The sequence below is a fragment of the Chryseobacterium sp. CCNWLW53 genome (assembly GCF_037083525.1).
Classification (GTDB): domain Bacteria; phylum Bacteroidota; class Bacteroidia; order Flavobacteriales; family Weeksellaceae; genus Chryseobacterium; species Chryseobacterium lathyri.
This window is the reverse complement of sequence record NZ_JBAOJR010000005.1, coordinates 374,357-395,487: the sequence shown is the minus strand read 5'-3', so window position 1 is coordinate 395,487 and position 21,131 is coordinate 374,357. Positions and strand designations below refer to the sequence as shown.

At 36.9% G+C, this 21,131-nt stretch carries 17 protein-coding genes and 14 tRNA genes; 27 read left to right on the top strand and 4 right to left on the bottom strand.

Annotated features, from left to right (window positions below):
- Positions 1–695 precede the first annotated feature (695 nt).
- The 18 genes from V6R96_RS17885 to V6R96_RS17800 all read left to right on the top strand — a co-directional run bounded on the left by V6R96_RS17885 (position 696) and on the right by V6R96_RS17800 (position 8,657).
- Positions 696–768, top strand: a tRNA-His gene (locus tag V6R96_RS17885).
- A 116-nt stretch (positions 769–884) separates the two neighbouring features.
- Positions 885–958, top strand: a tRNA-Lys gene (locus V6R96_RS17880).
- 4 nt (positions 959–962) lie between these two features.
- Positions 963–1,036 (top strand) — tRNA-Arg (locus V6R96_RS17875).
- 5 nt (positions 1,037–1,041) lie between these two features.
- Positions 1,042–1,113 (top strand) — tRNA-Asp (locus tag V6R96_RS17870).
- Positions 1,114–1,176: 63 nt separating this feature from the next.
- Positions 1,177–1,248 (top strand) — tRNA-Pro (locus V6R96_RS17865).
- Between the two features lie 94 nt (positions 1,249–1,342).
- Positions 1,343–1,416, top strand: a tRNA-Ile gene (locus V6R96_RS17860).
- Positions 1,417–1,508: 92 nt separating this feature from the next.
- Positions 1,509–1,580 (top strand) — tRNA-Asn (locus tag V6R96_RS17855).
- Positions 1,581–1,824: 244 nt separating this feature from the next.
- Positions 1,825–1,906, top strand: a tRNA-Cys gene (locus tag V6R96_RS17850).
- Positions 1,907–2,051: 145 nt separating this feature from the next.
- Positions 2,052–2,135: transfer RNA gene (locus V6R96_RS17845), tRNA-Tyr, on the top strand.
- Positions 2,136–2,219: 84 nt separating this feature from the next.
- Positions 2,220–2,291: transfer RNA gene (locus V6R96_RS17840), tRNA-Glu, on the top strand.
- A gap of 338 nt (positions 2,292–2,629) precedes the next feature.
- Positions 2,630–2,703 (top strand) — tRNA-Leu (locus V6R96_RS17835).
- An 87-nt stretch (positions 2,704–2,790) separates the two neighbouring features.
- Positions 2,791–2,863 (top strand) — tRNA-Phe (locus tag V6R96_RS17830).
- Positions 2,864–2,870: 7 nt separating this feature from the next.
- Positions 2,871–2,943: transfer RNA gene (locus V6R96_RS17825), tRNA-Gln, on the top strand.
- A gap of 8 nt (positions 2,944–2,951) precedes the next feature.
- Positions 2,952–3,022: transfer RNA gene (locus tag V6R96_RS17820), tRNA-Trp, on the top strand.
- A 132-nt stretch (positions 3,023–3,154) separates the two neighbouring features.
- On the top strand, positions 3,155–3,640 hold the full coding sequence (locus V6R96_RS17815; protein WP_223558376.1) for a ribonuclease H-like YkuK family protein: 486 nt from the start codon (positions 3,155–3,157) through the stop codon (positions 3,638–3,640).
- 19 nt (positions 3,641–3,659) lie between these two features.
- Complete coding sequence (locus V6R96_RS17810; RefSeq protein ID WP_336379767.1) at positions 3,660–4,031, top strand: cyclic-phosphate processing receiver domain-containing protein; 372 nt, start codon at positions 3,660–3,662, stop codon at positions 4,029–4,031.
- Positions 4,032–4,612: 581 nt separating this feature from the next.
- The gene (locus tag V6R96_RS17805) at positions 4,613–7,309 is read left to right on the top strand and encodes a DUF6493 family protein (protein ID WP_336379766.1); all 2,697 of its coding nucleotides are present in this window, start codon (positions 4,613–4,615) and stop codon (positions 7,307–7,309) included.
- Between the two features lie 4 nt (positions 7,310–7,313).
- On the top strand, positions 7,314–8,657 hold the full coding sequence (locus tag V6R96_RS17800) for an SWIM zinc finger family protein (protein ID WP_111959097.1): 1,344 nt from the start codon (positions 7,314–7,316) through the stop codon (positions 8,655–8,657).
- A 36-nt stretch (positions 8,658–8,693) separates the two neighbouring features.
- On the opposite strand, the gene V6R96_RS17795 is transcribed toward V6R96_RS17800, so the two are convergent.
- On the bottom strand, positions 8,694–9,143 hold the full coding sequence (locus V6R96_RS17795; RefSeq protein WP_111959098.1) for a VOC family protein: 450 nt from the start codon (positions 9,141–9,143) through the stop codon (positions 8,694–8,696).
- A 375-nt stretch (positions 9,144–9,518) separates the two neighbouring features.
- On the opposite strand from V6R96_RS17795, the gene V6R96_RS17790 reads away from it, so the two are divergent.
- Both V6R96_RS17790 and V6R96_RS17785 read left to right on the top strand, forming a co-directional pair.
- Positions 9,519–11,036, top strand: a complete 1,518-nt coding sequence (locus tag V6R96_RS17790) for a TROVE domain-containing protein (protein WP_336379765.1) — start codon at positions 9,519–9,521, stop codon at positions 11,034–11,036.
- A gap of 365 nt (positions 11,037–11,401) precedes the next feature.
- Positions 11,402–11,638, top strand: a complete 237-nt coding sequence (locus tag V6R96_RS17785) for a phosphate ABC transporter substrate-binding protein (protein ID WP_223558382.1) — start codon at positions 11,402–11,404, stop codon at positions 11,636–11,638.
- Positions 11,639–11,749: 111 nt separating this feature from the next.
- Here V6R96_RS17785 and V6R96_RS17780 read toward each other — a convergent pair whose 3' ends face one another.
- From V6R96_RS17780 to V6R96_RS17770, 3 genes are all read right to left on the bottom strand, one after another.
- Positions 11,750–11,887, bottom strand: a complete 138-nt coding sequence (locus V6R96_RS17780; protein ID WP_336379764.1) for a hypothetical protein — start codon at positions 11,885–11,887, stop codon at positions 11,750–11,752.
- Positions 11,888–12,552: 665 nt separating this feature from the next.
- The gene (locus tag V6R96_RS17775; protein ID WP_336379763.1) at positions 12,553–12,933 is read right to left on the bottom strand and encodes a helix-turn-helix domain-containing protein; all 381 of its coding nucleotides are present in this window, start codon (positions 12,931–12,933) and stop codon (positions 12,553–12,555) included.
- Entirely contained in the window at positions 12,914–13,345 is a 432-nt protein-coding gene (locus V6R96_RS17770) for a transposase (RefSeq protein WP_111959102.1), read from the bottom strand. Before V6R96_RS17770 ends, V6R96_RS17775 begins: the two co-directional genes overlap by 20 nt.
- Before the next feature lie 585 nt (positions 13,346–13,930).
- On the opposite strand from V6R96_RS17770, the gene V6R96_RS17765 reads away from it, so the two are divergent.
- The 7 genes from V6R96_RS17765 (at position 13,931) to V6R96_RS17735 (ending at position 20,975) form a co-directional block, all read left to right on the top strand.
- Complete coding sequence (locus V6R96_RS17765) at positions 13,931–15,466, top strand: SulP family inorganic anion transporter (protein WP_336379762.1); 1,536 nt, start codon at positions 13,931–13,933, stop codon at positions 15,464–15,466.
- Positions 15,467–16,125: 659 nt separating this feature from the next.
- The gene (locus tag V6R96_RS17760) at positions 16,126–16,794 is read left to right on the top strand and encodes an HAD family hydrolase (RefSeq protein ID WP_336379761.1); all 669 of its coding nucleotides are present in this window, start codon (positions 16,126–16,128) and stop codon (positions 16,792–16,794) included.
- Positions 16,795–16,800: 6 nt separating this feature from the next.
- A complete protein-coding gene (locus tag V6R96_RS17755; protein ID WP_336379760.1) occupies positions 16,801–17,625 on the top strand; it encodes a phosphoribosyltransferase family protein in 825 nt (274 codons plus the stop codon).
- Positions 17,615–18,172, top strand: coding sequence for a TerD family protein (locus tag V6R96_RS17750; RefSeq protein ID WP_111959107.1), 558 nt, complete (start codon positions 17,615–17,617; stop codon positions 18,170–18,172). Before V6R96_RS17755 ends, V6R96_RS17750 begins: the two co-directional genes overlap by 11 nt.
- A 2-nt stretch (positions 18,173–18,174) precedes the next feature.
- On the top strand, positions 18,175–19,344 hold the full coding sequence (locus V6R96_RS17745; RefSeq protein ID WP_174772335.1) for a toxic anion resistance protein: 1,170 nt from the start codon (positions 18,175–18,177) through the stop codon (positions 19,342–19,344).
- 165 nt (positions 19,345–19,509) lie between these two features.
- Positions 19,510–20,307, top strand: coding sequence for a hypothetical protein (locus V6R96_RS17740; protein ID WP_336379759.1), 798 nt, complete (start codon positions 19,510–19,512; stop codon positions 20,305–20,307).
- A gap of 59 nt (positions 20,308–20,366) precedes the next feature.
- The gene (locus tag V6R96_RS17735) at positions 20,367–20,975 is read left to right on the top strand and encodes a TerD family protein (protein ID WP_111959109.1); all 609 of its coding nucleotides are present in this window, start codon (positions 20,367–20,369) and stop codon (positions 20,973–20,975) included.
- The last annotated feature ends 156 nt before the right edge of the window (positions 20,976–21,131 follow it).

Below are 21,131 nucleotides of genomic sequence, written 5' to 3'. Positions count from 1 at the left end.
TATGACAATACAAAGAGCACATATCAATGTAAATCTATGCGATAGCCCTTCAATAAAAGGATTATTCGGATACGAATGGATGATATGGAATGAGGCGAAATGTGCTTGCTTTGAAAATTATTTACAATAAACCCGTAAAAATTTAAACAAAATACCGCAGAAACGCCTCGAGTTATCGAGGCGTTTCTTGTGTTTTAGGCCATAAATTATTTAGAATGAAAAAAAATAACCATAAAAACAAAAAATTTTTAATTAACAATGAACATTTAATACAATAAATAAGAGTGATGAGTAACCCGATGAGAGACAGTCATTTAGGTATTTAACAGATCTGCAGGATATTGCGGACAGATATTTCTTATGCTAAAAATTAAATTTAACTTATTGGTTTTCAATAGTTTGAGTAAAAAATAAATTTGTGAGTTAAAAAATTTCATACTTACTTTGCAACCGAAAATTGAAAGCAGCAGGTTTTCAGGATTCAAAAACTTTTTAAATAGCAGGAATATAATGAAACAATTACATAACATATCTAATCAATATTCGAGATTACACGGACAGGAGCCGAAAGGATATGCATGTATCATTCTCGATAGTGAATTTATAGTTAAAAGGTGCTTATATATGTGGGTCAGCTAATGATCTCTTACGTCAGAATATATACAGCACCTCCCGAAAAGAGGTGCTTTTTTTATGGTTTCTTTAGCTTATTTGGTAAAGCGCCGGTCTGTGGAACCGGAGAACAGGGTTCAATCCCCGAAGATACCCAACACATGTGAATGGTTAATGATGAATCTTGTTAAATGTGAAATGGTCAATAGTTAATTGTGAATTTAAATTGACACGCAAAGCAAATTGACAATTCACCATTCACATTAAAAAACAATCTCATAGCTCAATGGGTTAGAGCACCGGTCTTTTAAACCGGGGGTTGAAAGTTCAAGTCTTTCTGGGATTACAATGGTCTCGTAACTCAATTGGATAGAGTATCGGTTTTCTAAACCGTAGGGTACAGGTTCAAATCCTGTCGAGGTCACAAAAGGTCTATTGAGGTAAAGGCTAACCTGCCCGACTGTCTCTTGGGCACTGCGGGTTCGATTCCCGCATAGACCGCAAGGTTCATGAAACGTTTTATTCCGGCTGTCTCCCGGAAAAAATGGAAACGGAACCTGAAAACTGGAAAGATAACGGTGGTTGTTTACCCGTCTTGGACGCGGGAGGTCGCAAGTTCGAATCTTGCTTTCCAGACTAAAAAAGTGAATGGTAAATTGTGAGTTTGCTTCGCAAGTGAATTTAAAAATTGACAGTAGCGGATTGACAATTCACCATTCACATCAAAAAAGATTTCGTAGCTCAATTGGTTAGAGCGTCGGTCTGATACACCGGAGGCTGAAGGTTCGAGTCCTTCCGAAATTACAAAAGATGATAAGTGAATGGCGCATTTGCTTCGCAAGTGAATTTAAAAATTGACAGTAGCGGATTGACAATTCACCATTCACATCAAAAAAGATTTCGTAGCTCAATGGTAGAGCGCCGGTCTGTTAAACCGGAAGTTGAAAGTTCGAATCTTTCCGGGATCGCAGATAACTCAATGTTAATTGTTTCAAAAGAAGAGAAAAAAGGTATGTCAAGAGCAGAAGATCTTTACGCCAAATATGGAAAATACCGACAGCCTTTTTCTTTTTTATTAGAAGTTAGATGAGAGAAGTTAGAAAATAGAAGTTAGAAGTTAGAAGTTAGAAGGGTGTAAATTCACTATTAACTATTAACTATTAACTATTAACTATTAACTATCAACTATCATTGATCATTTGTGTCACATCTGATGGTTCGCCGAAGTGGAAGAGTCGGGACGGTCTGCAAAACCGTTGCATAAGCTGAGTGGGTTTGAATCCCATAACCATCTCAAATAACTAAAATGAGATTAGTTCCGGAGAAAAGTAAAAGTTTGTCGAGCGAAGAAGTTCTTATATCAAACTAAAAATACAGACAGGCTTTTGTTTTCTTCACAAGAGGATTAGAGGTTAGAAATTAGAATTACTCTTTATCATGGAAGTACGCCGGAGTTGGAGAGCCGGGGCAGACTGTAAATCTGTTGCTTCATTGCTGAGCAGGTTCAAATCCTGCTACTTCCACAAAAACCGCTGATAATGTAACGGCAGCATGCAGGAAAAGTACTCTTGTTGTTCAGGTTCGATTCCTGGTCGGTTGGTTAAAATGCTCCATTAGCATAGCGGTAAGTGCATCCGGCTTTCTACCGGACGACAAGGGTTCGATTCCCTTATGGAGTACAGACGTGAATGGTCCAAAGTCAGTTATGAATTATTAATACCATGAAAGTTCAGATCGAGAAAATAAATTGGCTGATCATTCACAGAAAAACAGGAAAGAGAAAAGTTTGTCCAGCGCAGAAGATCTTACAAACACTAACAGGCATAGTTTTAAAGACAGGCTTTCTCTGACCTTAATTATATAAGTAACGAATAATAGCAATAAGTAATTTGACTGGTAATGAATAGTCAATTGTGAATTGTAATACATCAAATGTGAATTAAAAACCATGAAAAAATTGACAGCTGACCATTGACAATTCACAAATATTACAGATTACTCATTATTCATAAAACCCGCGGGAATGGTGGAAATGGTAGACACACTTGATTTAGGCTCAAGGTTTTGGGGGTTCGAGTCCCTCTTCCCGTACAAAATGCCTCTCTATTCCAATAGGCAGAGAAAACGGCTTTAAACCCCGTAAAGTCCCAGTTTGAATCTGGGGAGAGGCACAAAAAAGGATCAGTGGTGTAGAAGGTCTGCACGTTTGTCTGAAAAGCAAAAGGGAACCGTTCAATTCGGTTTTGATCCACAAAAAATGATTCATAGTGTAATGGGTCAGCACACAAGACTTTGACTCTTATTGTTCAGGTTCAAGTCCTGATGAATCAACAAAAACTACTCTGATGGTGTAATGGCAGCATCTCAGTCTCCAAAACTGATGGTATAGGTTCGAGTCCTGTTCGGAGTGCAAAAAGTGAAGGGGCAATGTGAATTTGCTGCTCAAGTGAATATTAAAATTGACAGCAAAGCGAATTAACAGTTCACAATTCACAATTCACAAATTGATTTATAAACAAAACAAATTTAAAACATGTAAAAAATGGAAACGCAACAAGAAGTATGGCAGAATATGAAAGGAAATTTTTTCCAGAAACCTATCACCCAGCTGGTAGAAGAAGCCATTATCCGCGAACAGGCTAACGGTCACCGCCTGAAAGTATGTGTGGGCTCAGATTCCCATGTTTACGGCGAAGCGATCAGCTATGCTACGGCAGTAGTATTTGTACGTGAGGGAAAAGGAGCGTTTACCTTTATCAGAAAAGAAAGACAAATACAGAAGATCAGTATCAAAGAACGAATGCTGAACGAGGTCAACAGATCCGTAGAAATTGCTTACGCTATCTGTGCCGTTCTGGATGCTTATGGTGTGGAAATGGAGGTACACGCAGACATTAATACCGATCCGGATTTCAAGTCAAATACTGCATTAAAAGATGCTATGGGCTATATTCTGGGAATGGGATATGTGTTTAAAGCAAAACCCCACGCATTTGCAAGCTCCAATTGTGCTGATATGATGGTTTAAAAAAATAAAATACACAATCATGGAAATGACCAAAAGATTATTATTTCTGGATGATATCAGATATCCCATTGAGGCGTATCATTATACCAAACAGGATATTTTCCTTAGAAAAGACTGGCATATCGTTCGCAATTACGGGCAGTTTGTCAACAGAATTTTGAAAAAAGGACTTCCGGAAATGATTTCTTTTGACCATGACCTTGCAGATATACATTATCTGAAACCTAATTCTGATGAATATGCTGAAAAAACAGGTTACGATTGTGCCAAATGGCTGATAGAATATTGTATGGATAACTATTTAGACTTACCCAAATTCTACTGCCACTCAATGAATCCGGTAGGAAAGAAGAATATATTAAGCCTTTTGGAAAACTTTAAAAACTATTAAAAAAGAAACCAAATATATTTTTTACAGCTGATCACCATTTCACAATATTAAAAATTGAAATCTGATGACTCCCTTTTTTAAGGGAGTTTTTTTTGTATAAAAAAAATATTCGGAATATTATTTATTTTACATCATCAAATATAAAAAGCCTGGAAAATTAAAAAGAAATTTTTTAACTTTTATTCAGAAATGCCCCTTAAACTGTCATTGAAAACATAATTTTTTGTTAAAAAAAATCACTTTAAAAGGTTAATTTCATGTCTGTCAGACATTTTTTATTATTTTAGTCCCTAAGTTTGGAATTATACTTATTGAAGATGAACGAAAGGCGATTTATTTACACTATAAAATCAGGAAAATTATTCCTTTTTCTTATAAAGTGAACCTCAAAAGAAAAAAAAGAACTTCAGTAATTCTAAAGAAATTCTTAAATAAAAATTGGGGCATGACAACATTTCTATGCTTGCCACAGTACCAAAGATCTTATGATGAATTATATGACCAGGCTGTAGCCGGACGGCTAAACGAATGCAAAAAACAAAAAATAACCTGAAAAAAATTATTATCAAATTAAAAAACAAATGAAAGAAAGACTTTATGAGATCCTTAATGAGGAAAGAGTACATGAGATTATTCCACTTCTGAAACAGCTTACAGAAGAAGAAAAGAAAGCGCTGGTCCCGACCATAAAAAAACTGGACCGGGAGATCAGCAAGATTGTAATGACGAAAAACTCCTATCACACTGCCGGTTCTGCAGATCAGCATTCTATTATTGATATCGCATCTTTTGTCTGTATGGATCAGAAGCATTACGGGAAAAATTACTGGAGTCTTTTCAGAGATAAAGAGCAAACCGAAAAAATACTGGAGTGGGGATGTCCGCATTGGTTTTCGGATTTTATTAATGACTCCATAGATGCAGAATTTACAGCATTTAATTACCATGATATTTTAGGCTGGGCAGAAAAAGGCTATGTACAGCCCAGACCCGAACTTCTTGGGTACCATTTAAGCCTTCATCCATATGATCTGGAAAAATTTCCGGAAACACTGGAAATCCATTTCTGGTACCTGTGCGAATTTCCTTCAAAATCATTGCCTTTTAAAAGAGAATGGCTTCCATTGGTTCAAAAACTGATTGCTGAAAATAAAATTGAAAGAAAAAGATTCCTCAGAGAATGTCTTCTGGCTGCAAACAGGAATTTTAATAAAAATGTGACAGGATGGTTCATGGATGCATTCAATATTCTGAAACCTTCTGATGAGGAGCTGATCATTCTGCAGGACGAACTGATGGCAGGGCTGGCTTCCGTACAGTCCAAAGCGGTTAATACTATACTTGCTCAATTAAAAAAAATAGTTCAGTATCCGGCATTCAGAACCGGTGAATTTTCATATTTTCTTCCTAATCTGTTAAGTTCAGAAGTTAAAACAGTTGTGGCAGCCAGCCTGGCAGTCACTGAAAAAATCTTTCAGAAAAAGAAAACTGATACACAAAATCTGGCAACAGCCTTAAGTGCAGCATTTGTAAACAAAGACGAAAGTATACAGACCAAAGCAGCAAAAATTATTATTAAATATATCCCTGTATCAGAAGGAATAAAAGAAGCTCTGTCTCATTACGAAGATAATATTTTGGCTAATGTAAGGCCGGGGCTGGTTCAATACATAGAAAACAGGAAGCTGGAGCTGGATGCTGTTGAAACAGAAACGCTGGAACTCATCAATAAAGAATGCAAAGTTAAGGAACCCGAAAGCTTTGAAGACCTCATGTTTCTTCTTCCACAAGCCATAGAAAATCCCGGAACGCATTATTACGATATTTCCCTGGCAGCACTTGTACGTTTTGCTGATGAAGCTGATGCAAATTCTGTAAAACTGTTTGAACCCGTATTTCAAAAAGCATGTAAAACTATTGCCAGATGGGAAGTACACCATTTTAATGTATTACTGTGCAATCTGATTATTAATTACGGACTTTCATTATTAGAAAAATTTCCATTTCAGCTTAAAAGCCTGGAAAAAATATATAAAAAAACCCGTGAAGACGAAGCCACAAGAGAGGCTTATTCTTCCTATCATAAAAAGCTGAGACCCATCAAAGATATCTATGCCGGAGGATTGGCCATGGAGCCATTCAAACATATTGCAATACATATTTTTGATAAGATTACATCAGGAGATCAAACTCCTCTGCTATCTACAGTAACCCATGAACCATGTTGGATAAGCCCCGAAGCATTGGTAGAAAGATTTGAAATTTATCAGAATAAAAATATAAAGCCCCATGATTTGGATGTACAGCTTGCATTGCAGCGCTGTTCACTGGAAAAAACCTCAGACGCCTTACAGCAGGCTGAAGAGAAATTAAAAGGAGAATATAAAGAGCTTCTGCTTTTCTTCTTTAACAAAGACTCTGCTCCGAAAGGAAAAATTGAACATCCATCATGGTGGATGACTGCAGGAATTACACGCTCTCCGGAAAAAGTTTTTGAACAATTCAAAGGCTTCGGGTATGATGATATTCCTAAAGAATTCCTTACCGGTAATTATAAATGGAAAACCATAGACAGCAAAAAGAATTCCTATTATCCTGTCGAGCTTAATATCAACGTTCCTAAATATCACTTAAAAAAAAGAGAACATCAGCTTTTCTTAGAATACTTTATCTCAGAACAGAAAAATATTTCTGAGACCCCGTCCTTTATATGGAGCTTTCCCAATACGCCTGGAAATGTTTTTGCCAGAATCATTAAAAACTGTCTGTTTTATTCAGGGATCGCAGAAGTTTACGAAAGAGGACTTGTTCTGAGTACGGCACAGGCACTGCATCAGATGAAAAAGCCTCTGGATTCAATGGGGTACCTGTTTCTGGGAACTGTTTTCCTGGACGGAGACAAAGTGATCCGCGGAACTGCTGCTGAAATCTGGCTGGAACATGTTTCCCATAAAGTAATGGATAATGCCCGTTTGGGACAGGTTGTCGGGCTTCATGAAAAACTGGAATGGGCTCCTGTAAAGAGATTTGCAGATCTTGTACAACACCAGATGCTTAACGTCAGTAAAGATCACAATCTCGCGCTGGAACAGCTTCTCACTCATATTTTGCTGCAGATGGAGACCCCGGTTACCAATCTTAAAAAAATATTGGATATTTACAACGAGGTTTTGGCTTTGAATCAATCAGAGCCTGATAAAAACTTAAAAGAAAAACTGAATAGCTGGAAAGATAATTCCAGTCTGAAAAAAACCTGCAATCTTCTTCTAAAAAAATAAATTAATGGAAGATATGCTCATTTACAACTATCATAGGCCCTCGTCTCTGATAAAAAAAGATGTATCCGAAGAATTATTCCTGTCTAAGTATAGCGAAATTCAGAAAAATACAGATGCTCCCTGCTTTTTTTGGGGAGATGTTAGCCAGCCGTTTATATTGGCAAGATGCCTTATCACACTTTCTAATATTGTGAAATCAAGCTTTAACCTGTCGCCGTTTCATATGGCTTTGCTTAAAGACCCTATCGTTACTGCCGGAAACAGCAGGTTGCGTTTTGAAGGATTTTCACACTGTGCCGGTGTTTACGCCAGAGTAGATGTACTGCCGGATGGTCTGCATGGTGAATTTCTGGAAAATGGAACTACCAATGTAGATTTTAACCAGTCGATGATTACTGCTTTAGGAAGTATACGTCCCAATGAAAAAATAATGCTTTCCGTGGGAGAAAAAGAAGTCGGACTTTACAAAGAAGAGGAAAAAGTGATCGAACGGAAGGTTCCGTTGCCTGTAAAATGGATCAAAGGATTGAGTACTGTTCAGATTTATCTGTCCGAATCGGAAAAGCTTCATTGCTTTAATAAAATCCAGACCCAGCAGCTCTTCAGAGGAATACCGAAAGGATCTGTAAAATCAGATTACTACCTAATCATCAGAGGAAATAAACCCATGTTTTCGCCGGTAAAATCGGCCGATTCAATTTGTATTGGCGGACTTCACAGGTTGCGCCTGCTGGAACCTCTTCTTCCTTATATTGACCAGATGCAGGTATTTCCACATGTTGACATGCAGTCTACTACATGGCAGCTTTATATGGGAAATATAAAGTTCAGCTTTTCATTGTCAAGAGAAACCTGGCGGGGATTTTCCGGGGAAGGAGCAATACTGGACAGCCTGATCGATAATATTTCTGATGAATGGATCAATGCACTGGATAAATACGCTTATGCCAATCAGTCTTTTAACCCTTCGGCATTTGCCTTAGAAGAAAATATAAGTCTGAAAAAAACAGAAAATCTTACAGGAAGATTGGCTGCTATGGGACTTTTGGGTTATGATCTGGATGATAAGGGATTTTTCTATCGAAGGCTGCCATTTAAGCTCAATAGAATTGCAGGTTTAAATCCACGGATGAAAAATGCAGAAAAGCTTATTGCAGAAGGAAAGGTAGAGATTTTAAATAAAATTGCAGCCAGAACCGAAGCCAGAGTAGAAGGCACCGACGTACATCACACGGTGATCATAGATCATGATAAAGAACGGTGTACTTGCGAATGGTTCAGCAAATACCAAGGCGAAAGAGGACCATGTAAACACGTTCTGGCCGTAAAGAAATTAATATATGACTAACTAAAAGGACAGCTTCTGAAAATAAGTCTGTCCTTTTTATTCATGGATCTTCATCCATTCTTCATAGGAAAGTACGCCCAATTCCGGTCTCCCTTCGCCTTCAAGGACTGAAATAAATTCAAGCTGATTACCGTCCGGATCATTAAAATAGATGGCAAGTGCTGGCATCCATGCAAAGACCATAGGCTCATCTTTGCCGTCTTTTAGAAAATTATAAGGCTTCAGTTCTTTTTTCTTCAGAAAATTTGCAGAATGATTTAAGATGTCCTCCTTGCTGCTTGAAAAAGCAAAATGTCTTATCTGAAGGTTTTCCTTCTGTTCCCACAATCCCAACATGAATTCTTTACCTTCACCGATCCACAAAAATGCAATGGGACGTGTTTCATCCCTATGTGCCAGTTTCAATCCCAATACCTCAGTATAAAATTTGATAGATTTCTCTAAATTGCTTACCTGAATGTGGGTTTCATATAATCCTTTGATCATGATTTTATTTTTATACCCACAAAGCTAGGCAATGCGTCTCCAACAATATAAGTTCTGTGATTCCTTTATTTGAATTGAGTAATAGAAAAATTTTATTTAAAGAAAAAAGAACTTATTATTAAAATTCAATAGGAGTGGGCTTTAACCCGCTTACAAAACGTAATCATAACTATTGGTTTCAGCCAAAACTTAAATTTTCAAGTATAAATTTCCACAATCTGTGCAAGAAACCTATGAGAAATATTTTCTCTCAATTAAAAAAAATCACATAAATATTTACTGCGCAAAAAGACTGCGTAATACTGTTTTTACTTTGCATCAGAAATCAGAGAGGAAGAGGATCCTCTGTATGCTTAACAAAAAAAACAGTAACTTATGAAATTTAATTTTTTAAAAAAAGAGAAAAATACCGTAGTGAACTACGAAGGTGCAAAAGCATTTAGTATGACCCCTGCCGAAGAACTATATAGTGCTGTTGTTACAACAGGATTATCCAATACATCTTATGAGAAAGGAAATGACAGATTGGAAAGAATTCAATCTCTGATCAAAAAAAATGACCCTGAATTTGTTGCTAAGCTGGCGGTTTATGCGAGAAAAGATATGTATTTACGTTCTATTCCTCTGGTGCTGACTGCAGAACTGGCAAAACAAGCCTCAGGTACAGACTTAGTGAGCAAAACAGTAGATGGTGTTGTTCAGAGGGCAGATGAAATCACTGAACTCTTAGCTTACTATCAGATTGCTAATGAAAGAACAGAAACCAAAAAGCTAAATAGGCTTTCCAAGCAGATCCAGAAAGGCCTTGCAAAGTCTTTCAATAAATTTGATGAATACCAGTTCGCAAAATACAACAGAAAAGCAGAAGTAACGCTTAAAGATGCCTTATTTTTGGTTCACCCGAAAGCAAAAGATGAAGATCAGCAGGCAGTTTTTAACAAAATTGTGGGTGATACTCTGGAAGTTCCCTACACATGGGAAGTTGAGCTTTCCGTTTTAGGTCAGACAAAATTTGCTGATGAAACCGAAAAAAAGCAGGCATTTAAAAATAAATGGGAAGAATTGATCTTCAGTAATAAGTTGGGTTATATGGCAACCTTAAGAAACCTGAGAAATATTATACAAGCAGGTGTTTCTTCTGATGCGATGTATAAAGTCTGTACCTATTTATCTAATGAAAAAGCTGTCATGAATTCAACACAGCTTCCGTTCAGATTTTTAGCTGCTTACAGGGAACTGAAGACTCTTGATTCACCTTACCTGTCATCCATTTTGGAAGCATTGGAAGATGCTGTGATGGTGAGTGCAAAAAACATTAAAGGTTTTGGTTTTAACACTTCGGTGGTTATTGCAGCGGATGTTTCAGGTTCTATGCAACAGCCTGTTTCTCCTAAAAGTAAAGTATTGCTTTACGATATTGGATTACTGTTGGCTATGATCTTGCAGTCAAAGTGTAAGACTGTAATCACCGGTATGTTTGGTGACAGCTGGAAGAGAGTGCCGATGCCTAAAAACGGTATTCTGAGAAACGTGAATGAGTTTTACAAGCGTGAAGGCGAAGTAGGTTATTCCACCAACGGTTATCTGGTGATTGAAGATCTGATCAAAAGAAGAGAGAGAGCAGATAAAGTAATGGTGTTTACCGACACTCAGTTGTGGAACAGCAATGGGACCAGACATTCTTTTGAAGATTCCTGGAACAGATACAAAAGTATTGCTCCGGATGCAAAATTGTATATTTTTGATCTGGCAGGTTACGGAAAACAGCCGTTGGATATCAGAAAAAATGACGTATATCTTATTGCCGGCTGGTCAGACAAGGTTTTCGATGTACTGAATGCCCTGGAAGACAGAGAGTCTGCCGTTCAAATCATTAAAAAAGTAGTGCTGTAAAAGGCGCTGCTTTCATCAATGATCAATGATTTTAATCTTACAATAACAGAAATAAAATTAACTGCGTAAAAAGAATGCGCACTTCAGGAATAGCTTTGCATTGTTATTAATCCGGTGCCGTAAGGAAAGAACTTCTTCGACTTCGACTTGAAACAAAGTCTTTCCGCTTAATCGCCCGCTTAAACAAACCAATGTCGTACAATAAGAGTTTCATCGTCAAACTTCCAATTTGAATACATTCAAAGACTCTTATGGCTAGTTGCTTGGTTTTTATAAAATGGAAAGTAAAATTTAAAAACAAATAACCATGAAAATTTATAAACCATGTCTTAAAGAAGCAGTGTATTGAGGTTAATTCTCAATATATGAAAATAGAAAAAGTATTAAGGCAAGCTTTTGGAGTCAATGAATATGGTATTATTGATTTTCCAAAGAAAATTTCCGGCATACAGATCTCAAGATTGCTGCATGGAGATAAAATGGGATGTTCATATTGCTTTCCACATGGCTTCGAAACGGTGAATTCCCGTCAGGAAAAATACCAGAGAAACTGGAAAAAATATAGAAAGGTTCACTATAAAAATATAAAGCAGGTGCCGTAAAACAGAATTGCTTCGTTGGGGGCAGCAATACAGGTTCGAATCCTGTTCTGGAAACAGATGGTGTAAGGGTATCACTCTGCCGTAAGTTTCTGTTTGAACTGAATGCCCTGCTTAAAAATAATCAAGTGTCGTTTTAGGATCATACTTCGGGATTTTGAAACATTGGGTCGCAGGTTCGATTCCTGCCTTTTCCCTCGAAAAGGAGAGGTAGCTCAGAAGGTAGAGCAAATGCACGGAAGATCCTTTCATTGTTACCTTGATTTAAAAAAAAGGAATATCATTTAGATAAATATGACATCAATTAAAATCAACCATTAAGTAAAAATAAATAATCATGAAAATTTAAATAATCAAGTGTCGTTTTAGGATCATACTTCGATTGTTAAACGTTTAGGCCGCAGGTTCGATCCCTGCCTTCCTTGTTGTAAACGGGATTGTAGCTCAGCAGGTAGAGCAAAACGCAGAAGATCCTTTCAGTATTACCTTGATTTATAAAAATCACTCATTTAAATGAGAGTATAAATTAAAAGTAAAAAAGGTTAATATCAAGTGCCGTAGAACAGTGTTACTTCGCTCATCACGACGGGGTCACGGGTTCGAGTCCCGTCTCTTCCACAAAAAAAACACAGTCTATCAATAGGAAGAGTAGCTCAGTTGGTTAGAGCACGCTTATACACTTTCAGCTGTTGCCTTGTTTTAAAAAATTAAACGACAGGAAGATGGAAGAAGGAAGATGAGAGTTAACTATAGGTTATAATAATTTCAGGCAGTTACCAGAGAATTTTATGGAGTTGTCTTAAAAAATAATATAGTTTGGTTACAGTTGTAGTTTTCAACTTTGATAACTTCCCTCTTCTTGCATCAAGCTTCCTTACTTATTGCAATTCATTACCTTTTACAAAAATGCCGGTGAATTATTCGCCGGCATTAATTACTTGTTCTATTTCTTCTTCGAAAGCTTTCTTCCAGTTCATGATCGTTGTTCTGCTGATCTTATATTTTCGTGACATGTAGCTGGTAGAAAAACCATGCTTATTCTGATACTGTAAAAGCTTGAACATGGTTTCCTTATCATAAGTTCTAAGCTTCTGATTGTTGACCTGGCTTTCTTTCGACTGCTCAAAAATCTTTTCGTTGAAATTTAACACATCTTCTGTGGTATTCAGCTTTCCTAAGAGCTCTTTGATCTTTGGATCTTTCAGCTTTTCCGGATGCTCCAGCCTCAGCATATCATAATATATCTTTTTGTAATTGGGACGCATAAAGAATTTCTGTTTATCCGTTATTATTATCATTATTTTTCTGAAGCCATCTGTGAAGCGTGCTTTTGGGGATAGAATATTCTTTGATGACCTCACCGTAGGTCATCTCGCCGGATAGAATCCTTTTCAGAATAAAATCTTTGATCTCCTGAGTATAAATATTCTTCCTGAAATAAGGAATCTTATCAGATTTCTTTTGATTCTTATTTACTGCAGATGGAGGTGCATAAAGGATAAGATGCGAGCTGTAGAGTCTGAAAAAGTCATATTCCAGTAGCTTGCTCCATCTCAAAAGTAAATCCGTATCTATGGATTTGCTTTGGTATACATTTTCAATAAATTTATCATCCTTATTGAGAAAATTGCAGATCCTTTCCATAGATACCTCATTTTCATCAACCATCTCCTTGATAAACTTTCCTATATGAATTTCTTTATATAACATTTATTGAGTACTATTTTTTTAATTCATGAATTAAAGAAAATAGAAAATATATTACATTCCGGCGAATGACAGCACATTTAAAATACGGGTACGTCGAGAAAATCTCAGCGGCAGCAAAAAAGAAATTTAAGCTTAGTACCATACTTTGATATATGTACAGTCGACAGTCAGAGGGATGACCGGCCGATATTGTTTCAGGCTCTATGTCTTAAAAAATATTTTATACCTCAATTTTTCAATTGCTGTATTCTTAGTCATTGATTCATGTGCCTTTATCATGTTCTGTAGGAATATGTCTTTAAAACTTTTTCATACAGTTTTCGTAATATTTTCAACTATTAACCTTAGTATGGGCAGATCATACTATCCGTAAAATGTTAATTGATAGTGAATAATCTGCCTGTTAGTTTTCAAATTTAAAGAAAAAATAGAACCTAATTCCTAAAAATGCATAAAAAATCTCTTTCAGAATGAATTTTAAATAAAATTAACATATTAATTATACGGGGATGTGAATTATTTCAATCAAAAAGTTTAAACATTGTAATTGCATTCCATCTTTCAAGTATATACCTTTGCAGCTCAATGAAAAATACCATAAGCTTATTCGATTTTTCGAAAAAAATAAATTATAAAAACGAACTTCTGGCAGGTTTTACAGTGGCTATGACCATGATCCCTGAATCACTTTCTTTTGCGATTCTGGCCGGATTGTCCCCGCTTACAGGGCTTTATGCTGCCTTTATGATGGGACTTATCACGGCAATTTTAGGAGGCCGCCCCGGAATGGTTTCGGGAGGAGCCGGAGCCACTATTGTTGTATTGATCGCTCTGATAAAATCTCATGGAATAGAATACCTTTTTGCCGCCGTTGCTCTTGCCGGAATTTTTCAGATACTTGTCGGAGTTTTTAAGCTTGGGAAATTTGTAAGGCTCATTCCGCAGCCTGTAATGTATGGCTTTTTGAACGGTCTCGCGGTCATTATTTTTATGGCCCAGATAGAACAGTTTAAAATAACAGACAGCACAGGAGCCATCAGCTGGCTTCAGGGAATGCCTTTATATATTATGGCAGGACTCACAGCTCTTACCATTGCTATCGTATACTTTTTTCCTAAGATTACAAAAGCTGTTCCTGCATCTTTGGTGGCAATTATCGTAGTTTTTGCGGTGGTTTTTGGTTTTAATATTCCTACAAAAACTGTAGCAGATATAGCACACATCAATGGAAATCTTCCAAGTTTTCATATCCCGCAAATTCCTTTTACCTTAGAAACGCTGCAGATCATTTTTCCCTATGCTTTGGTGATGGCTGGGGTTGGTCTTATCGAATCTCTTCTTACGTTATCCATGGTAGATGAGATCACCAATTCAAAAGGAAATGCCAACAAAGAGTCTGTAGCACAGGGAATAGCCAATATTACCAATGGTTTTTTCGGAGGAATGGGAGGCTGTGCCATGGTAGCACAGACATTGGTCAATCTCAATGCAGGTTCAAGGGCCAGACTGTCCGGGATTATAGGTTCGGTAATGATCCTTGCTATCATCTTATTCGGAGCTCCGTTTATTGAAAGAATACCAATGGCAGCATTGGTGGGAGTTATGATGATGGTTGCCATAGGTACATTTCAGTGGGTTTCTATCCGGATCGTCAATAAAATGCCGAAGTCCGATATTTTTGTAGGGATTACTGTAGCCCTGATAACGATTATCCTTCACAATCTTGCACTGGCAGTGCTTGTAGGCGTTATAATTGCTGCATTGGTTTTTGCGTGGGATAATGCCAAGAGAATCAGGGCAAGGAAGTCCATCGACGAAAATGGAGTAAAGCATTATGAAATATACGGCCCCTTATTTTTTGGTTCAGTAACTGCATTCATGGATAAGTTTGATCTGATGGATGATCCGGATGAAGTTGTAGTAGATTTCAGAGAAAGCCGCATTGTGGATATGAGTGCTATTGATGCTTTGGATAAACTATCTAAAAAATATAGTCAGCAAAACAAAAAGCTTTATCTGCGCCACCTCAGTGAAGATTGCCGTGCCATGCTGAAAAATGCGGAGGCCATGATTGAAGTCAATATTCAGGAGGACCCTACTTATAAGGTGATGCCGGAATAAGGGGGGGAGACTGAAAGATTTAAAAATTTAAGAATTAAAAGATTTAGAGATTCAGAAATTTAAAAATCTGTTTCAACTGAGAAATCTGTGGGAAGCAAAGCATCAACACAAAAGTCACAAAAGTTTTTTTAAGTTGAATATATCATTCGCATAAAGTGCACTACAGTTTTATGAAAATCTTTGATTTTTCACTTATGTGATCTTCTTGTTTTCAGGATGGTAAAACTTTTGAAACTAAAGCTAAAGTGTTTAGAATTAAAATCTTTTGTGACTTTTGTGGTTAAATAGTACGCAAAAATTCACAATTGACCATTCACATTTCACTCTGCAATAACCAAACAAGGACTGTAAAATCATTTTACAGCCCCCGTTTTTTAGGTTACTAATGTATTGGCAATGAAATCCAGCGCTAAAGCATAGTGCGACAGTTTCATGCTGGTTTTTTTCGCTAATGAATTTAAACAAATTGTTAAGCCCAACTGAAATCAATAGAAAAACAGGTGAAAATTCATAAAAATTTCTTAAAACAGAGAAGTACATCATGCTTTTCTAAGAAAAATTTTATCTTTGGGAAGAATACCCAAAGAAACACTTGTTGATGATTAAACAATTTTAAATCTTTTTCAAGAAAGCTAAATAAAACTTTTAACTTAAAACTATTGAAAACGGATATCGACATTCACAACCACTGTCATTTTTCTTTTGACCTGTGGCTCACCTTAATCAAATCTCACCCTGAATTTAAAACAAAAAGAGTTGAGCTGTTCACCTTGTTTTTTGATATTAACAAACCTGTAGAGGAAGTTGCGAAGACTGTAAAATATTATGATGATCTCTGCAATACAATTAATGAAGTTACAGGTGGAAATATTGATACTTTTGAAATGTATTTACTGATTCTGGGTTCGCTGGATGTAGATGTAAAACAATTGGATAAAGAAATACTGAACGGCTTTTATCTGAAAAGTGAAGACCTGTTTTTAGAATATAAGCCTGTTATCATTTTCGAAAACATAAAAGAATTTTTTGATCAGATCAAGAATGAAGGAAAGACGGTTAATATTCTGAGCAATACAGGATTTATCAAAGGGAGAACAATGAGAAAGTTTCTGATTCAGGAAGAGCTGGATCAGTATATAGACTTCCATATTTATTCCGATGAGATCAATATTTCCAAACCGAATCCTCTTATTTTCCAGGAAGTGAAAAATAATCTTAAAGACCGGGACCTTCCGATGCACCGTATCCTGCACATTGGAGACAATCCCGTGGCAGATTATAAGGGCGCAAAAGATTTTGGCTTCAGTGCCCATTTACTTAAACACTAAATTACTATGAATAAAAGATACAGCTTACACCACATTCATTCGGCGGATGAGTTCAGTTTCTCACCCGAGGAATACAGCTATTTCAAGTATGGCGATAAGTCGTATGCTGAAAAGTTTGCTAAAGAATTATTCAACGGATTTATTGCAGAACATGCAGACCTTTTAAACACAGAAAAAGAGATTGTGGTTCTGCCAAGTCCGTATATGGCCATTCCTACGGCTTCTAATTTTTTATGTTTTTTCTTTAAAAAGCATCTGGATCTGTACCTGTTTCAGAAAGGAATGAGATCCAGTATTATCTCCAAAATCAACCGTAACCATACCTATATCACGGATTATGGGAACCTTAATTTTGAGGACCGTAAAAATCTGATTGCGAATGATACTTATTATATTGATAAGGATTTTTTACGTGGAAAACTTTGTATTTTTATTGACGATATAAAAATCACAGGAAGCCACGAATATACGGTGAACAGGATTTTGAATGAGTATAATGTGGAAGCAGATTTTATGTTTCTCTATTATGCGGAACTGATGAACTTTGATATTGATCCGAAAATCGAAAACCACTTCAATTATTACGCCGTGAAAAATGTAAAACACGTCGCAGAAGTAATGGGAAAGACAAGTTTTGAATTTAACACAAGGATCGTAAAATATATTTTAGGCCTGGATTCAAGTAATTTTGACTATCTTACGTCTAAAGTAAAAAAGGAGCAGATGGACCTGCTGCTTGAGCTGGCCATCAGCAATAATTATCATTTAATAAAAGAATACGAAAATAACATTAATACTTTAACACAAACGGAACTATATTATGGCTATTAACTTACAAAAAGGACAGAGAGAAAACATTAACGCACCTAAATTCACTGTAGGTTTAGGATGGGATATCAATAATACTTCTACAGGAACAGCATTTGACCTTGATGCTTCTTTATTTTTGCTTGGCGAGGACAAAAAGCTGGTTTCAGACAATCACTTTATTTTCTATAATAATTTAGAATCTCCGGACAAATCTGTGATCCATACAGGGGATAACCTTACAGGAGAGGGTTCAGGAGATGATGAACAGATCAAGATAGATCTTACAAAAATAGATTCAGCAATTCAGGAAATTACGGTAGTGGTGACGATCCACGATGCTGATGCAAGAAAACAAAACTTCGGACAGGTAAGAAATTCTTTCATCAGAATTTTCAATACTGATACCAACGAAGAAATCCTGAAATATGAATTAGACGAGGATTTCTCTATTGAAACTGCAGTGGAATTCGGAAGAATTTACAACAGAAACGGAGAATGGAAATTTGAAGCTGTTGGAGCTGGTCAGAGAGACGGCCTTGACAAATTCGTATCAATTTATCAAAAGTAATTATGGACAACCAGGACAATCAACCCATAGATCCAATGGGATCAATTGAACCTCTTAAAACATTCGAACCCACCCCAATGGCTCCACCGAGCCAGCCTGTACAAAATACGGCACCTGCGGTTCTTGTGGATAAAGAAGGAAATGTAAATCTGAATCAGCTGCAGGTAGAAGAACGCCAAAAGTATGAGGTTCTTGCCAATTCCATCGATGAGACCAATCCGAGCTCCATCGTGAATTACGGAGCAGAGCTTCAGAAAACCTTATCCAACCAGAGTGACAGCTTTTTAGGAAATGTAAGAAGATCCAACTCAGGAGAAGTGGGAGTGCTTATCAATGATCTGTTGGTAGAATTGAACTACGTAGATGTTGATGAACTTCAACAGAATAAAGTGAAAAGTTTCCTCAGCAAGATCCCGTTCATGAAAAAAATTGTTTCACAGGTAGAAAATCTGTTCGCGAAATATGATAAGATCATCAACAATATCGAACAGATTGCTCATAAAGTAAACGCAGGAATTATAACGTCTACCAAAGACAACGCTGTTTTACAGACAATTTTTGAGAGTAATGTGAATTCCATCAAGCAAATTGAAGACCTTGTGATCGCGGGAAATGTAAGAATGGAAAGAGCCGCAGGGGAATTGGCCCAAATGGAAGCTGACCCGCAAAGCTACCAGGATTATCAGATTGCTGATAAGAGAGATTTCATCGCAAGATTAGACAGAAGAATGGCTGACCTTAAAGTAGTGCGTATCATCATGATGCAGTCACTTCCGCAGATCAGACTGGTACAGAATAACAATGTTTCTATTGCTGAAAAAGCACAGACAATTCTTACTACAACACTTCCGGTTTGGAAAAACCAGCTTTCACTGGCCGTGGCCATGTACAGACAGCAGCAGAATATCGAGATCCAGCAAAAGGTATCTTCCACTACGGAAGCGATTCTGAAGAAAAATGCAGAACGTCTGGGTCAGAATTCAGTGAATGTAGCGAGAGCGAACGAGCAGACCATCGTATCGGTAGAAACATTGAGAGAAACGACTTCCATGTTGATCAATACATTGAATGAGGTGAAACAGATCCAAAAGCAAGGTGCTGAAGGAAGAAGAAAACTGGATCAGGATCTTCAGACACTGGAACATGAATTAAAAGCAAACGTCAGAGGTTAATAACAGAATACCAAGGTGGGGGATGATGCAGCAACCATAATGTCTCAGAGTAAAAGAAGATTAACAAAGCTTAAACTTCTTGCTAATTTTTTTGAACATATTGATATCATATCTATTTACATCAAAACAGATATTATACACAATTTATTTCATGAAAATAAGGCTTTGGACTACAAGAAGCTGGAACTGTTTCACCTGCAGTATACCGACAGCCTCATAGAACTTCTCACCAAGATCAAAAGGCAGAAGGAAAATGATATGCTGGCTGTGATTAACGAAATTGATGTCAATAATAAATATATTGAAGGTTTTGAAGAAAGGCGTGGAGACAGCTTTCAGACCGAACGGAAAATGTACAGCGGCGTATTTTCCCAACATCTGAAAACGCTCTATAAAGATCTTACCGAAAATATCTTTACGGCAGATTGGAACAAGGTTCTGTATTTCCATAAAAAATACGGACAAGAGTTCTACAGGACTAATGTAGATGAAGAACAGCTGAAGTCCCAGCCTTTTCCGGCCTATCAGTATAAAGATTATGCAATAGAAAGGAAACTTTTGGGAAGACTGAATATCCAGAATTTCAAGGTGCGCTTTGTTTGCGGTTATCTGATCGGGACTTATGAATATGAGCTCTTCAGAATATTTCAGTCGGATGATTATTTTATTTTTGGTATTGATGAAAAAAAACTTTACCTGTTTGACGGTGATCTGGAAAAACTAGATATTTCCGAGAACCAGTCGAACCAGACAACGATCATCAACCAGCTGAAAAATAAAAATGAGCTGTTGGAAAATTCCATCAATGAAAGAAAGCGAATGCTTCCTACAGAAGTGGAAAATGTACTGAAAGACTATCTCAAAAACCTGGAAAATATAGATATTATGAGCAAAATATTTGATTTCGACGAAGAAACGAATATCCTGCGTGCCATGCTTAATCTGAATTTAAATAATAATTAAAGCGAAAGAAAGCTATCATTTCGCCCAACAATAAAATAACAATACTAAACCATAAAAAAATGGCTATTAACTTACAAAAAGGTCAAAGAATAAACCTGAAAAAGGAAAACGGTGCCGAGCTTACCCAAGCCTGTGTGGGAATCAACTGGGGAGCAATTGAGAAAAAAGGACTTTTCGGAACTAAAAAAGAAGCAGTAGACTTAGACGGAAGCTGTATCTTATTTGATTCAAACAAAACGCTTACAGAAGTAATCTATTTCGGAAACCTGAAATCTAGAAACGGTTCTGTACGACATAGCGGGGACGACCTTACCGGAGACGTAAACGGGGACGATGGACTGGATAATGAAGTGATCACAGTGGACTTCAGCCAGCTGGAGCCGAACGTGGAACATGTTGCACTGGTACTGAACAGCTATCAGGGGCAGGATTTTGGAACAATTCCTTTCGCTTCTATCCGTATCTATGAAGGAACTCCTACCAACGTAAGAGAGGTTTTCGCTAAATATGATATTGCCAACGATGCTTCATTCAAAGGACATGTTGCCATGGTCATGGGTGTTTTCTATAAAAGAAACGGTGAATGGAAGTTCAACGCGATCGGAGACCCTACCTCAGACAGAAAGCTGGAGCAGACGATCCAGACTGTTCAGGCCAATTATTTATAATCAATAGGTAATCAGTTAGAATGGGCTTTGGTTCATTCGAAAAAAATGAATAGTTTTACGGCTTGAGCCAAAACTTACATATTGAATTTAAATAATTAAAAATTAGCAATATTTGTGCATGCCGTACATCTATTGCTTTTATCATATAATAACATA